Annotated in this window: 15 protein-coding genes; 5 read left to right on the forward strand and 10 right to left on the reverse strand. The window is 61.2% G+C overall.

Going from position 1 to position 13,781, the window contains the following annotated elements:
- Nucleotides 1–102 precede the first annotated feature (102 nt).
- Both GH769_RS03785 and GH769_RS03790 read right to left on the reverse strand, forming a co-directional pair.
- Entirely contained in the window at nt 103–795 is a 693-nt protein-coding gene (locus tag GH769_RS03785) for a pseudouridine synthase (protein WP_014717350.1), read from the reverse strand.
- Nucleotides 785–997: a cysteine-rich CWC family protein gene (locus GH769_RS03790; protein WP_019818502.1), complete on the reverse strand. Its 213-nt coding sequence runs from the start codon at nt 995–997 to the stop codon at nt 785–787. The genes GH769_RS03785 and GH769_RS03790 overlap by 11 nt, the downstream gene beginning before the upstream one ends.
- Before the next feature lie 244 nt (nt 998–1,241).
- On the opposite strand from GH769_RS03790, the gene GH769_RS03795 reads away from it, so the two are divergent.
- Nucleotides 1,242–1,601, forward strand: a complete 360-nt coding sequence (locus tag GH769_RS03795; RefSeq protein ID WP_019818497.1) for a hypothetical protein — start codon at nt 1,242–1,244, stop codon at nt 1,599–1,601.
- Nucleotides 1,602–1,758: 157 nt separating this feature from the next.
- The gene (locus tag GH769_RS03800; RefSeq protein ID WP_019818495.1) at nt 1,759–2,214 is read left to right on the forward strand and encodes a DUF3757 domain-containing protein; all 456 of its coding nucleotides are present in this window, start codon (nt 1,759–1,761) and stop codon (nt 2,212–2,214) included.
- Here GH769_RS03800 and GH769_RS03805 read toward each other — a convergent pair.
- Entirely contained in the window at nt 2,200–3,312 is a 1,113-nt protein-coding gene (locus tag GH769_RS03805) for an enoyl-CoA hydratase/isomerase family protein (protein WP_032903199.1), read from the reverse strand. The two genes, GH769_RS03800 and GH769_RS03805, sit on opposite strands and share 15 nt — an antisense overlap.
- Before the next feature lie 136 nt (nt 3,313–3,448).
- Between GH769_RS03805 and ung the strand changes: the two genes are divergently transcribed.
- Complete coding sequence (gene ung / locus GH769_RS03810; protein WP_032903198.1) at nt 3,449–4,141, forward strand: uracil-DNA glycosylase; 693 nt, start codon at nt 3,449–3,451, stop codon at nt 4,139–4,141.
- Between the two features lie 29 nt (nt 4,142–4,170).
- Here ung and GH769_RS03815 read toward each other — a convergent pair whose 3' ends face one another.
- The 5 genes from GH769_RS03815 to GH769_RS03835 form a co-directional block, all read right to left on the reverse strand.
- Complete coding sequence (locus GH769_RS03815) at nt 4,171–5,208, reverse strand: AbrB family transcriptional regulator (RefSeq protein ID WP_014717354.1); 1,038 nt, start codon at nt 5,206–5,208, stop codon at nt 4,171–4,173.
- Complete coding sequence (locus tag GH769_RS03820) at nt 5,201–6,715, reverse strand: tripartite tricarboxylate transporter permease (RefSeq protein ID WP_153649483.1); 1,515 nt, start codon at nt 6,713–6,715, stop codon at nt 5,201–5,203. Before GH769_RS03820 ends, GH769_RS03815 begins: the two co-directional genes overlap by 8 nt.
- A gap of 1 nt (nt 6,716) precedes the next feature.
- Nucleotides 6,717–7,175, reverse strand: coding sequence for a tripartite tricarboxylate transporter TctB family protein (locus GH769_RS03825; RefSeq protein ID WP_003189430.1), 459 nt, complete (start codon nt 7,173–7,175; stop codon nt 6,717–6,719).
- Nucleotides 7,176–7,322: 147 nt separating this feature from the next.
- Nucleotides 7,323–8,306, reverse strand: a complete 984-nt coding sequence (locus tag GH769_RS03830) for a tripartite tricarboxylate transporter substrate binding protein (RefSeq protein ID WP_014717356.1) — start codon at nt 8,304–8,306, stop codon at nt 7,323–7,325.
- 32 nt (nt 8,307–8,338) lie between these two features.
- Nucleotides 8,339–9,631: an OprD family porin gene (locus GH769_RS03835; protein WP_014717357.1), complete on the reverse strand. Its 1,293-nt coding sequence runs from the start codon at nt 9,629–9,631 to the stop codon at nt 8,339–8,341.
- 235 nt (nt 9,632–9,866) lie between these two features.
- On the opposite strand from GH769_RS03835, the gene GH769_RS03840 reads away from it, so the two are divergent.
- Both GH769_RS03840 and GH769_RS03845 read left to right on the forward strand, forming a co-directional pair.
- A complete protein-coding gene (locus tag GH769_RS03840; RefSeq protein WP_014717358.1) occupies nt 9,867–10,538 on the forward strand; it encodes a response regulator in 672 nt (223 codons plus the stop codon).
- Nucleotides 10,531–11,916, forward strand: a complete 1,386-nt coding sequence (locus tag GH769_RS03845) for a sensor histidine kinase (RefSeq protein ID WP_014717359.1) — start codon at nt 10,531–10,533, stop codon at nt 11,914–11,916. The genes GH769_RS03840 and GH769_RS03845 overlap by 8 nt, the downstream gene beginning before the upstream one ends.
- Here GH769_RS03845 and GH769_RS03850 read toward each other — a convergent pair whose 3' ends face one another.
- Both GH769_RS03850 and GH769_RS03855 read right to left on the reverse strand, forming a co-directional pair.
- Complete coding sequence (locus GH769_RS03850; RefSeq protein ID WP_014717360.1) at nt 11,917–12,738, reverse strand: HDOD domain-containing protein; 822 nt, start codon at nt 12,736–12,738, stop codon at nt 11,917–11,919.
- Nucleotides 12,739–12,774: 36 nt separating this feature from the next.
- Nucleotides 12,775–13,716: a folate-binding protein YgfZ gene (locus GH769_RS03855; protein ID WP_014717361.1), complete on the reverse strand. Its 942-nt coding sequence runs from the start codon at nt 13,714–13,716 to the stop codon at nt 12,775–12,777.
- Between the last annotated feature and the right edge of the window lie 65 nt (nt 13,717–13,781).

The following is a 13,781-nucleotide window of genomic DNA, read 5'->3' on the forward strand; positions in this document are numbered from 1 at the left end:
GACTCATCAGTCATCATCTGGCTGAAGCCTTGATTCAAGCAGCACCGAAGGCAGGTCGCAAGGTAAGCGGTTGGTTTTTTGCCATCACCGGCTGAACGGTCGTCAGATTAGTCGGATCTCGTCGTCAGTCAGTGGCCGATACTGACCCGGCGCAAGCGAGGTATCCAGCACCAAGGGGCCCATTCGCTCGCGGTGCAGGCCGATTACCTTGTTATCAAAATGCCCGAACATGCGCTTCACCTGGTGATAGCGGCCTTCGACGATGCTCAACCGGGCCGTTCTTGGGCCCAGCCGTTCAAGTTTGGCAGGTTGGGTAGTGAGATCTTCAAAGGCGAAATACACCCCTGCCGCGAACGTCATCGCATACTGCGGGCCGATGTCCTGTTCGGTTTGCACGTGGTACACCTTGGGCAACTTGGTCTGTGGTTGCGTGAGGCGCCGTGACCATTGGCCATCGTTGGTGATCAGCATCAGGCCGGTGGTGTTGAAATCCAGGCGCCCGGCGATATGCAGGTCGGCTTTGTCCGGTTCGTGCAGCAGGTCCAGGACCGTGGAGTGTTGCGGGTCCGACGTGGCGCTGACGCAGCCCTGGGGTTTGTGCAGCATGAAATAGCGTGCCGGCTTGCCCGCTTGCAGAATTTCACCGTCAACGCAAACCTGGCTGAACTCACGTACGTCATGGTGCGGATCGCTGACTGCAACACCCTCGACGGTCACCCGGCGCTCCACCAGCAACAAGCGCACTTGTTTACGATTGAACTGTGGCAGGTTGCTTAGGAAGCGATCAACGCGCATGGCGGTTACGCAACTGTTCGTCCACTTGGGCGCAGCGTGGGCACAGGCAGGCTTTATTGCGCACCTCATCCGGCAGGGCTTCAAGCACCGCCGGGTCGATGATGACGCTGTAGCACCAGCAGGCTTGATCGGCCGTGCGCGGATCGGCCAGGGAGCAGTCGTTGCGGGCACCGCAGGCGGGGCATAGGGTCGGTGTGGTCATGGGTCGGTTCAGGCAGGCATCGGGTAGGACAGCGGTAGTTGTTGCACGATACAGCGCGGCTGGGCGGCATTCCATCATCATGGGTTTTTGACAGACCTTCACTTCGTCTGAAACAGATGTTTCCACTTGTGTCGCGAACGCACCAGATTCGGTTTTTGATGTCAGATGTTTCGTCATTCAGTGAAAGCTGAATGCCGCTCGCCAGCGTCGCTGGAGGAGCTCTTCCGCGGTCCAGGAGGCCGCCATGTATCGACGACTGCTGCTCATCGCTTTGCTCGGCCTGACCCTTTCAGCCTGCGTGCCCTATTACGATGGAGGCGCCACCTACTATCGCTCCGAGGTCTACACCGCGCCGGCGCCAGCCTATTACTACGGCGGCCCGCGTTATTACCCTTCTGGGCGCAGCTATTACGCGCCAGCGCCTCGCTACTATGCGCCACAGCCTCGCTACTATTCGGCGCCGCGCTACTACCAACCAGCCCCGCGCTATTACCCTCGCGCCGGCTACCGACCCTACCCCAACCAGGGGTGGGGCGACCGCTGGGGTAATGGCGGGCGTGGACGCGGTTCCGACCACGGAGGTGGTCGCGGCGGTCACCGTTAAATATCTTGAAAAACAAGCGGCGCATCATGCGCCGTTTTTTATAGGTACCGTATGTCCGTACTGTCAGATTTAACAGCTATCTTTGAGGCGCTAGCTGTACTTCACTAACGAGAAGCCTTGTGCTTTTGCGTGGTGAGACTGAGCAGATGGAATCCCTATGTTCAAACAATTGATTTGCGTGCTCCTGCTGATGAGCTGCTTCATTGCCTCGGCAAGTGCGGAGCAAGGCTGTCCTTATCCGTCGCAGATCGTGTACGCCGATGGCCATTATCGCGCCCAAGACAACGGCCTGCGCTGGCAAAGTCCGAAGGTCGCGTCGCGTGGTGTTGTCGACGGGTTCATTGGCGCAGTCTTCATGCCGGGCGACGGCGAGGAGAGAGGAAACGGCTACATGGACAAGTGCATCTACCGCACCAACTGGAGCGGGGTAGTAGTAGCGTTGAGGCCAAGCAGGGGCAATGAGATTATCAACATGTCGTTGACCAGCTCCTTGTATTGGAAGCTGCAGCCCGATGCGTTCGAGTTGCCGGTGTATACGTGCGTGGACAGCCAACCGGACAATTGCAAGTTCAAGGTCAACGACAAACGTACAGACCTGTCAGTAGTCAGATAAATCTGCCAGAGGATTTCTACCTTCCCAGGCCTTGTCAAAGTGCGCCTGCACCACCGCTTCCGGGAGTGTGTTGATATCCGGCCAGTGCCAATGAGGCGCCTGGTCTTTGTCGATCAGGCGCGCCCGCACCCCTTCGGCAAATTCCGGATGACGGCAGCAGTTGAGGCTCAGGGTGTATTCCATCTGGAACACCTGGGCCAGGGATAGGTGGCGGGCGCGCTGGAGCTGTTCCCACACCAGATGCGCCGTCAGTGGGCAGCCCTCACTCAGGGTTTTGCCGGCCCGGCTCAATAGCGGGTCGCTGTGGTCGCGCAGCAGGTTCAAGGCGCGCCAGGCACAGCGTACATCTCCTACATCCAGCCATTCGTCGATCTGTGGGCGGCGTGGTAGCCATTGCGCGTCGGGTTGATCGCTGATCGCCTCCTGCGCCAGGGCCTTGAGCAAGCTGTTGAGTTGCATCGCGCTCTGTTCCTGCCAGTTCAGCTGCAGCAGGCCATCGAGCAATTCGTCTTGCTGGTCATCACGCAGAAAACGGTCTGCCAGGCCCAAGTCCAGCGCGTCGCGACCGTTGATATGGGCGCCGGTGAGGCCCAGGAACAGGCCGAGCTTACCCGGCAAGCGGGACAAGAACCAACTGGCCCCCACATCCGGGTACAAGCCAATGCTGATCTCGGGCATGGCCAGACGACTGCTTGGCGTAACGATACGCACGGCGGCGCTTTGCAACAGGCCCATGCCACCGCCCAAGACATAACCGTGGCCCCAGCAGATCAACGGCTTTGGGAAGGTGTGCAGGCGGTAGTCAAGACGATATTCAGCGGCAAAAAACTGGGCGGCCAGAGCCGGAACTTCGCCGGGCTGCTCACGGCAAGCCTGAGCCAGGCTGCGCACTTCGCCACCGGCGCAAAAGGCTTTGGGGCCGTTACCGCGTAGCAGCACACAGACGATCTGCGGATCTTTGGCCCAGGCCTCCATGCGCTCATCCAGGGCCAGAATCATTGGCAGGGAGAGGGCGTTAAGGGACTTTGGCGCGTCCAGGCTGGCGATACCGATGCGAGCGCCGCCACTGCCGGTCAGTTCTTCGAAATGCAGGTTCATCGTGACCTCAATCGAGAAGGTGAAGGATGAGTATGATCCCTTCGTGAGAAAGTGCCGGTGCTGTGTCAGATCAATTGACAAGCGGGGTCGGCTTTCCTAGGGTTCGCCTCATTCTTTTTTACAAGACAATTCAACTATGACCGATGGCGACCGTATCAAACTCGAACCCAGCTGGAAACACGCTCTGCGTGACGAGTTCGAGAAGCCTTACATGGCGCAATTGCGCGAGTTTCTGCGCCAGGAGCATGCCGCTGGCAAAGAGATCTACCCGCCCGGCCCATTGATTTTCAACGCACTCAATTCAACACCGCTGGACAAGGTCAAGGTCGTGATCCTCGGCCAGGACCCCTACCACGGCCCTGGCCAGGCCCATGGCCTGTGTTTCTCGGTGCAACCGGGCGTGCCGGCGCCGCCGTCGCTGGTCAATATCTATAAAGAGCTCAAGCGCGACCTGAACATCGACATCCCCAACCACGGCTACCTGCAAAGCTGGGCCGACCAGGGCGTGCTGATGCTCAACACCACCATGACCGTGGAGCGCGCCAACGCCAACGCCCATGCGGGCAAGGGTTGGCAGTTCTTTACCGATCGGATTATCGAGGTAGTCAGCGAGCATCAGCCGCACCTGGTGTTCCTGCTGTGGGGCGCCCATGCTCAAAGCAAGCAGAAGCTCATCGACGCCACCAAGCATCTGGTGCTGACCTCGGTGCATCCTTCGCCGTTGTCGGCGTATCGCGGGTTTCTGGGCTGCGGGCATTTCAGCCGGGCCAACAAGTTTCTCGAGCAGAATGGCGAGGCCCCCATCGAGTGGCGTTTGCCACCCGTCTGAGGCCTGGCACATTCAACATGTGGGAGGTTTTAGAGGGGGGCGGGCTGACGGTTCCAGTGCCGAAACAAAGGCTCGGCCAAGAACAGCACGAACAACAAGCGCATCACCTGCATCGCCGTCACCAAGGGCACCGACAGCTGCAGGGTTTCAGCTGTCAGGCTCATCTCAGCGATACCGCCTGGCATCATGCCCAGGGTCAGTGATCGCAGGTCGAGGTGAGTGAGGGCGCTCAAGCCCACCGCCGCTAACGTCGCCAGCAGCATGGTCAATGCCGTGCCAATCAAAGTGCGGCCCATGAATGAGGGCGCGCGACGGAAGAACTGCCGATTGAAGTGGCAGCCCAACCCGCTGCCGATCAACCATTGGCCGATCTGGCTGCCGCCGTCGGGCAGGCCAATGTGTAAATCCCAGGTCACACTGGCAATCGCACTCACCAACAATGGCCCGAACAGCCAAGGGTTGGGTTGGCGCAAGCGTTGCCAGCCCCAGGCAACCAGCGCACCCACCGGAAACAGCAGGGCCAGCCACGCCCAGTCCACCGGCGCCGGGTGAAACTGCGGTGCGCCGCCTCCGAGCAAATACTTGAAGATCGCCGGTACACACAACACCACCACCAGCACACGCAAACTCTGCCCGGCCGCAACCCGGCTGAGCACCGCGCCGTTGCGAGCGCCCAGGTTGACCATCTCCCCGGAACCGCCCGGCATGCTGGAGAAAAACGCCGTGGCGCGGTCTTCCCCGCTGCGGCGCATCAACCACACGCCGACCACACTCGACAAGCTGGTGACCAGTGCACCGAAGAAGATCAGGCCGAAGTGGCTCATCACCTGCTCGATCACCAGTGGGGTGAAGTGCAGGCCAATGCCGATGCCCACCACCCATTGGCCGCATTTGCGCCCGCCGGGAATCTCCGCCAACTGCCAGGGCGTGAGGCAACGCACCAGGATAATCGCCAGCAACGAGCCGACCATGTACGGCAACGGCCAGCCCACCAGGCTGGCCAGGTAACCGCCGGCCAGGCCGACCAGCGGTGTTCCCCACCAATGTTTAAAGGTGACCTCAGACATCGGCCAGGGCACGACGCTGTTGCACGCGTTTACGCCAGATACGCAGCAGCGGTACAAGCAGCATGATTGCGGTCAGCACCCAGACGCCAAAGGTGATCGGGCTCGACCACAGGATTTCCAGCGCACCGTTGGAGATCGACAGCGCACGGCGCAGGTTCTGCTCCATCAAACCGCCGAGGATAAAGCCCAGCAGCAGCGGCGACAGCGGGAAGTCCAGCTTGCGCAGGATGTAGCCGAAGATGCCGATGGCGATCATCAGGAACAGATCGAAGGTGGTGGCATGCACGGCGTACACGCCAATCGCGGTGATGATGGCGATCACCGGCACCAGCGCCCAGTTCGGCACGGCGAGGATACGGGTGAAGATGCGGATCATCGGGATGTTGAGCACGACCAGCATGATGTTGGCGATGAACAACGAGGCGATCAGGCCCCAGACAATGTCCGGTTGCTGTTGGAACAGCAGTGGGCCGGGAGTGATGTTGTACAGCGACAGGGCGCCGATCATCACCGCTGTGGTGCCGGAGCCAGGAACGCCGAGGGTCAGCATCGGCACCATGGCGCCGCAGACCGATGCGCCAATGGCGGTTTCAGGGGCGGCCAGGCCGCGCATGTCGCCTTGGCCGAACTTGCCGCTGGCGCCTGCGATGCGTTTCTCGGTCATGTAGGCAACGGCCGAGGCCATGGTCGCACCCGCACCCGGCAATACGCCGATGATAAAACCCGATACGCCGCAACGAAGGTTCACGGTCAGTACCGATAAGGCTTCCTTGACGTTGAACATCATGCGCCCGGTGGCTTTCACTGCTTCCTGGCCACGGTGGGTTTTTTCCAGCAGCAGGAGAATCTCGCTGATGGAGAACAGGCCGAGTACCAACACCACGAACTGGATGCCATCGGTCAGGTGAATATTGTCGCCGGTAAAGCGGTACACACCGCTGTTGGCGTCGATGCCCACGCAGGAAAGGAACAAGCCGATCAGCGCCGCAACAAAAGTCTTCAGTGGTTTGTCACCGGCCATGCCGCCCAGGCAGACAATCGCAAACATCATTAAGACAAAATATTCCGCCGGGCCGAACGCAATTGCCCACTTGGCCAGCAGCGGGGCGAACAGCACCATGCCGCAGGTGGCGATAAACGCCCCAATGAACGAACTCCAGGCCGACAACGACAGTGCCACGCCGGCCAGGCCTTTGCGGGCCATCGGGTAGCCGTCGAGGGTGGTCATCACGGTGGAGGCTTCGCCCGGGATGTTCAGCAGAATCGAGCTGATGCGGCCGCCGTATTCACAACCCAGGTACACGGCTGCCAGCAGGATCAGCGCCGACTCGGGCGGCAAGCCCAGGGCAAAGGCGATGGGGATCAACAGTGCCACGCCGTTGATCGGACCCAGGCCCGGCAACAGGCCGACCACGGTGCCGATCAGGGTGCCGCACAACGCGGTCACCAGGTTATAGGGGCTCAGCGCAACGCCGAAACCCTGGCCCAAATAGCCAAAAGTATCCATGTCAGTTCTCCAGAACGTCGAGCAGGCCGAGGGGCAACGGTACGTCCATGGTTTTATCGAACAGCAGATAAAGACCGACGCTCATCAAGGTGATGATCACCACGCTGGGCAACCAGCGGCCGCCGTACAGCCGTGCCATCGGAATACCGATCAGCATGCTGCTGAGAATGAAACCCAAGGATTCGAATGTGCCGGCAAACACCAGCAGCAGGGCCACACAGATGCCGATCTTGATCAACGTGGGTTGATCCAGCGCGGGTTCATCGTCGGTGTGTTTGGTCGCCTGCGGGCGAATCATCATGTAGATGAGCGCCAGGCCCATCAGCCCGAGCAGCAGCAGGGGAAAGGCCCTGGGCCCAACAGGCTCGTAGGAAAAGGCCGCCTGATACGGCCAGGCCATCAGCGCCAGGCCGATACAGGCCAGCAATAGCACGGCAGCGAAAATGCGTTGTAAGAGCATAGAAAACTCCAAGGCCCCTCTTGTAGGAGCGAGCTTGCTCGCGAAAAACTTCAACGATAACGCGTGCTCTCTGGACGCACGTGGATGTCCTTGGGTTCTTCGCGAGTACGCTCGCTCCTACAGGGGCATTACACAAAAAAGGAGCGATTACTGGATCAGGCCGAACTCTTTGGCCAGCACTTTGTAGTCAGCCACCTGTTTCTTCACGTAGGTGTCCAGCTCCTGGCCCGTCATGGCGAACGGGAACAGCTCGCGCTGGTCACGCAGCTTGGCGAACTCCTCGGAAGCCAGCAGTTTGTCGAAGGCGTCTTTCCACCAGGCGTAGTCGGCATCGCTGACCTTTGGCCCCAGGTAGAAGCCACGCACCACCGGCCAGACGATGTCGTAGCCTTGCTCTTTGGCGGTCGGGATGTCCTTCATTTCCGGCTCATCCAGGCGTTGCTCGGAGAACACCGCCAGCAGGCGCATATCGCCGCTCTGGATATGCGGCATGGAGTCGGAGATGTCGGTACTGCCCACCTGGATGTGCCCCCCCAGCAGAGCCGTAGCGATTTCACCGCCACCCTCAAGGGCGACGTAACGCAGTTCGCGCGGGTTGATTCCGGCGGCCTTGGCGATCAGCGCGGTTTGCATCCAGTCTTGGCTGCCGACGGTGCCGCCGGAGCCGATCACCACGCTGCCTGGGTCTTTCTTCAGGGCTTTAACCAGGTCATCGAGGGTCTTGTAGGGCGAGTCGCTTTTCACCGCGATGGCGCCATAGCTGGTGCCCACTGCCGCCAACCAGCGCACGGCGCTTTCATCAAAACGGCCGAACTTGCCCTGGGCCAGGTTCAGCAACGAACCGCTCGACCAGGCGACCAACGTGCCGGCATCTGCAGGGCGCTGGGCGACGACCGCGTTGTAGGCCACCGCGCCCACGCCGCCTGGCATGTAGGTCACACGCATCGGCTTGGTCAGCAGCTTCTGGTTCACCAGCGCGCTTTGCGCCAGTTTGCAGGTCAGGTCAAAACCGCCGCCAGGGGAGGCCGGGGCGATGCATTCCGGACGCTTGGGTTCGTCGGCGGCCAGCAGTTGGCCGGCGAACAGCATGCAGCCGGCGGCGAGGGCAAATTTACGCAGTGAAGGGGTCATGGCGATCTCCATCGTTGTTGTTATGAGGGGTACTACCAAAGTGCGACGCTATAGCTGACCAGCAAGCGCATTTCATCCGCATCACGGGCCGAGTAGTTGGAACGATAGGTGGCGTTACGCAGGCGCACGGCCACATCTTTGAACGTGCCGCTTTGCACCACGTACTTGATCTCGCTGTTGCGTTCCCACTCCTTGCCGGTCTCGCCGTTCTTGAGCTTGATGTTGTCACCCGAGAGGTAACGGCTCATGAAACTCAAGCCAGGAATGCCCAGCTTGGCGAAGTCGTAGTCGTAACGTGCCTGCCAGGAGCGTTCTTCAGCGCCGGCAAAATCGTTGATCTGCACGAAGTTGACCAGGTACGGGTCGCTGCCATCCACATATGGGAAGGCGCTGTCGCCGGACATGTGCTGGTAGCCGGCGCTGAGCTTATGGCCATTGAGGGCATAGCTGAACAGGCCGTTGAGGGACTTGTTGTCGATATTGCCGCCGCGGGCCGAGCCGGTGTCATCGCTGATGGCCAGCCGCAGGTCGGCGGCGAAAGTGCCAGGGCCCATCGGGCGTGAGGCGACCATGCCGAAGAAGTGTTGGCGATACACGTCGTCGAGTTGGGCGAAGTGGTAGCTGCCGGTGATCTTGTCGGCGAACTTGTAGTCGACGCCACCGAAGTTGAAGTGCTTGCCGGTGGCACCGCTGAGGAAGCGGCTGTTCTTGTTATTGAGCGCGATGTCTTCGTAGTTGGTGTCGTCGCGGTCCTTGGCTTTGTCCAGGCGGCCACCGGTGAACACCAGGTTCTTGAATTCCTTGGAGGTGATCAAGCCACCGTTGAAGGTCTGCGGCAGGATGCGCCCGTCGTTGGGCTTGAGGATCGGCAGTTCGGGGATCAGCGAGCCGATTTTCAGCTCAGTCGCCGAGATTTTCACTTTGCCGGTCAGGCCCAGCTTGGCGTACTCGTTGGCGGCGCGGCCGTCATCGTGGGTCGGCAGCAGGCCGGTGCCGGTGCGGTCGGGGCTGGAGTCGAGCTTGACGCCGAGCATGCCCAGCGCATCCACGCCAAAGCCGACGGTGCCGTCGGTGTAGCCTGATTGCAGGTTGAGCATGAAGCCCTGGGCCCATTCGTCGCGCTTGGATTGCTGCGCACTGGTACCGTCGCGAAAGTCGCGATTGAAGTACATGTTGCGGGTTTCCAGGGTCGCGCTACTGTCTTCGAAGAAGGCAGCCTGGCTGAGCGGCGCAAAGCCGGCAAGGGCAGCGGCACTGGCGAGGGCGGTGTGGGTCAGACGGCAAGAGCGAACAGGCGGGCAAGCCTGTGGCTGGGTCGACAGCATCGTGGTGTACTCCGTTATTGTTCTTATTTTGGCGAAAACGCTTCGAGGCGTTTTTCGGGCGCTACGGGTCAGGCAACTCGGCGGGCATAGACCACCGTGGTTGGATGCTAAAGGGCGAAGCTTTCACTAACCTTTCAATCGCCTTTCAATGTTTTCGGGCTTCACAGGCCAGGTTGCGGCTGTAAACTGCCGGGCAAAGCGTGGCGCCGACCACCCCTGAACGAGGTAGAAATCCATGCGTGTCCTCCTGGTTGAAGACCATCTGCAGCTCGCCGAAAGTGTCGCCCAAGCGCTCAAGAGCATGGGTTTGACCGTTGATGTGTTGCATGACGGCGTGGCGGCGGACCTGGCCTTGAGCAGCGAGGAATACGCCGCGGTGATCCTGGACGTAGGGCTGCCGCGCCTGGATGGTTTCGAGGTGCTCGCGCGTTTGCGGGCACGTGGAAAAAACCTGCCGGTGCTGATGCTGACTGCTCGCAGTGATGTAAAAGACCGCGTGCACGGCCTGAACCTGGGCGCCGATGACTACCTGGCTAAACCGTTTGAACTTACGGAACTCGAAGCACGGGTCAAGGCACTGTTGCGGCGCAGCGTGTTGGGCGGCGAGCGTCAGCAAACCTGCGGTGTGCTGGTGTACGACCTCGACACTCGGCGCTTCACGGTCGCAGGCGAGCTGATGACCTTGACCTCCCGAGAACAAGCGGTGCTCGAAGCCTTGATCGCCCGGCCGGGGCGCGTGATGAGCAAGGAACAATTGGCTTCCCAGGTATTCGGCCTGGACGAGGAGGCCAGCCCCGACGCCATCGAAATCTACGTGCATCGCCTGCGCAAAAAGCTCGATGGCCAACCCATCGCCATCGTCACCTTCCGCGGCCTTGGCTATTTGCTGGAAGCCCGTGATGCATAAGCCCAGCAGCCTGCGCTGGCGCTTGCTGTGCAACCTTGCGTTATTGCTGGTGTTGTTGATGCTCGCCAGCGGCATGAGCGCTTATTGGAACGGTCGCGAAGCCGCCGACACCGCTTATGACCGCACGCTGCTGGCCTCGGCACGCACCATTGCCGCCGGTTTGACCCAGGTGGACGGCACCCTCAGCGCCAATGTGCCCTATGTGGCCCTGGACACCTTTGCCTACGACAGTGCCGGGCGCATTTATTACCAGGTCAATGATATTGATCAGAAACTGATTTCCGGTTACGAAAACCTGCCCGGCCCGCCGCCCGGCACGCCCCGCACCGACGATTATCCAGCCTTGGCGCGGTTCTATAACGCCATGTACCTGGGCCAGCCTGTGCGCGTGGTGAGCCTGCTCAAGGCCGTCTCGGAGCCGAACATGAACGGCATGGCCGAAATTCGTGTTGCGGAGACCGACGAAGCCCGGGTGGCCATGGCCCGCAGCCTGATGGCCGACACCTTGTTGCGCCTGGGCATGCTCGCCATCGGTGCGTTATTGCTGGTGTGGTTCGCGGTGAGCGCCGCGCTGCGCCCGCTGGAACGCCTGCGTACAGCGGTGGAAGAGCGCCAGCCTGATGATCTGCGGCCCCTGCCCTTGGTGGAAGTTCAGGACGAGTTCGGCCCACTGGTACGCTCACTCAACCATTTCACCGAACGTCTGCGCGGGCAGTTCGAGCGCCAGGCGCAGTTTATTGCCGACGCTGCCCACGAGCTGCGCACGCCTCTAGCGGCGCTCAAGGCCCGGCTGGAACTGGGCCTGCGTGCCGAAGAACCGGCCACCTGGCGCAACACCCTGGAAACGGCCGCCCAGGGCACCGACCGGCTGACGCACCTGGCCAATCAATTGTTGTCCCTGGCCCGCATCGAAAACGGTGCCCGGGCCATTGCCGAAGGCGGTGCGCAACTGCTCGATTTGAGCCAATTGGCCCGTGAGCTCGGTATGGCCATGGCGCCGCTGGCCCACGCGCGGGGCGTGGCCCTGGCGCTGGAGGCCGACGAGCCGGTATGGCTGCGCGGCGAACCGACGCTGTTGAATGAGCTGCTGAGTAACCTGGTGGATAACGCCTTGGCCCATACCCCGCCTGGCGGCAATGTGATTCTGCGCGTGACGGCCCCGGCGGTGCTGGAGGTGGAGGATGACGGCCCCGGCATCCCGCTGGATGAGCGGGACCGGGTATTCGAGCGCTTTTATCGACGCAGCCAGCAGGGCATGGGGTCGGGCTTGGGGCTGGCGATTGTCGGGGAGATTTGCCGTGCGCACCTGGCGCAGATCAGCCTGCATGATGGCGAGCTGGCGGGGCTTAAGGTGCGCGTGAGTTTTATCGCGGGTTGATCAGTAAAACATCGAGCGCGCTTCGTCCAGTTCGCTGCGCAGGGCGTCGCTGTGCAGGTCTATGCGTAACTTCGTGATGGCCGGCAATGTGGCAATCGGCGCAGTCCCCAGGGGATGGTCGGTGCCGCGGTGGCAGTACAGCGCGGCGACCTGCACCAGGTCGACGTAGTCCAGGCTTGCAGAGTCGCGTGTCAGGTCCAGGTATTGGCCTGGAACGTTCACCAGCATCTCGGGAAAGTCCCAGACCCGCAGCAGCTTGTCGCCCAGCACCGGGTGGATGCTGTCGATGACGTGGTTGAGGCTGACGGGGTCGGCCAGCAGCTCATAGTGATCCTCGGCATAGGTGAGGATCGGCAGCACGCCGATCTGATGCACCAGGCCACCCAGGGCCGCCTGGTCTGGCTTGAGGTGGCTGTGGCGACGGCACAAGGCGTAGCTCACGCCCGCCACCTCCAGGCTGCGGCGCCATACGTCGCGCATTTTCTGTTCGACCACCTCGGAGCGGGCGTGAAAGATCTGCTCCATCACCAGGCCGATGGCCAGGTTGCTGCTGTAGTTGGTACCAAGCCGGGTGATGGCGGTGTGCAGGTCGGTGACTTCCTGGCTGGCCCGTAGCAACGGGCTGTTGACCACTTTGATCAGGCGCGCCGACAGGGCCGTGTCACGACTGATCACTTTGCTCAGGTGGCTGATGCTGATGTCCGGGTCTTCGGCGGCCTGGCGAATTTTCAGGGCCACCTCCGGCAATGTCGGCAGAACCAGGTCATCGTTGTCGATGGCCGTTACCAACGCTTGTTGGACTTTTTCCGCCAGCTTGTTCATTCATGCTCTCTAGGGTGCTGCAAAAAAGTACGGCGATTAACGCTGGATCTCGCGATCACGGTCCAGTTGGTAGGGCAGGTCAAGCAGGTGCAAGCCCGGGCCCTCCAAGGTGCCCAAGCGCACGTCGCCACTGTCGGCAGCTTCGGCTTGCAGCACAGCGAGAAGTTCAATCGACTGGTCAGCTTTTGCCGCGATGACCACTTCGCCGATTGCGCTGTTATGGCTGGGGGAAAACAGCGGCGTGCCTGGCTCGGGAAGTTCGTCGGCCTCCAGGCTCAGGCGATACAGGCGCCGCTTGAGTTTGCCCAGGTACTGCATGCGCGCGACGATTTCCTGGCCGGTGTAGCAGCCTTTCTTGAAGCTGACGCCACCCACGGCCTGCAGGTTGAGCATCTGCGGGATGAACAACTCGCGCGTCTGGGGCATCACCTGGCCGATACCGGCACGGATCTGACCAAGCAGCCAGGCATTCAATTGAGCTTGTTGCAACTGCGCGGCCAATTGGCTGCGCACGGCGTCGGCGTGTTCGGCAGGTACCCAGAGTTCGGCACGGCCCGGGGAAACGCGGACGGCGATCAATGCTTCGTTGCGCGCCACGCTATCGGTCTCGACCGGCAGCGCGAGGCCCAGGGCGCTCAGGGCCGCGTCTGCGTTCGCCAGGCCGAAGCGCGCCCAGGCAGCGCTTTCGTCGGTGAGCTTGGATTTGGAGAACACCGCGTACTTTTTCAAATCTGCCAGCTGCGGTTCAAGCAACTCGGTGGCCATGGCCAGGAGTACGCCATCACCCTGCAGCAGGATGCGGAAGCTCGACTGCATCCGGCCTTTTTGCGTGCAGCGCGCGCCCAGGCTGGCCTGGGTTTCACTCAGGTAATTGAGGTTGCAGGTCAGTTGGCCCTGCAGGAACTTGGCAGCATCAGAGCCGCGGACGGCGAGAACGCCTTCGTGGGACAGGGAGCAGAAAAAAGCGGAGTCAGCCATGGGTCATCGCAGGTCAAAAAGTCATGGGTGCATCATAGAGGGGCGTCCGGCAAATGCATAGTTTC

The sequence above is a fragment of the Pseudomonas sp. CFSAN084952 genome, assembly GCF_009648855.1.
Classification (GTDB): domain Bacteria; phylum Pseudomonadota; class Gammaproteobacteria; order Pseudomonadales; family Pseudomonadaceae; genus Aquipseudomonas; species Aquipseudomonas paracarnis.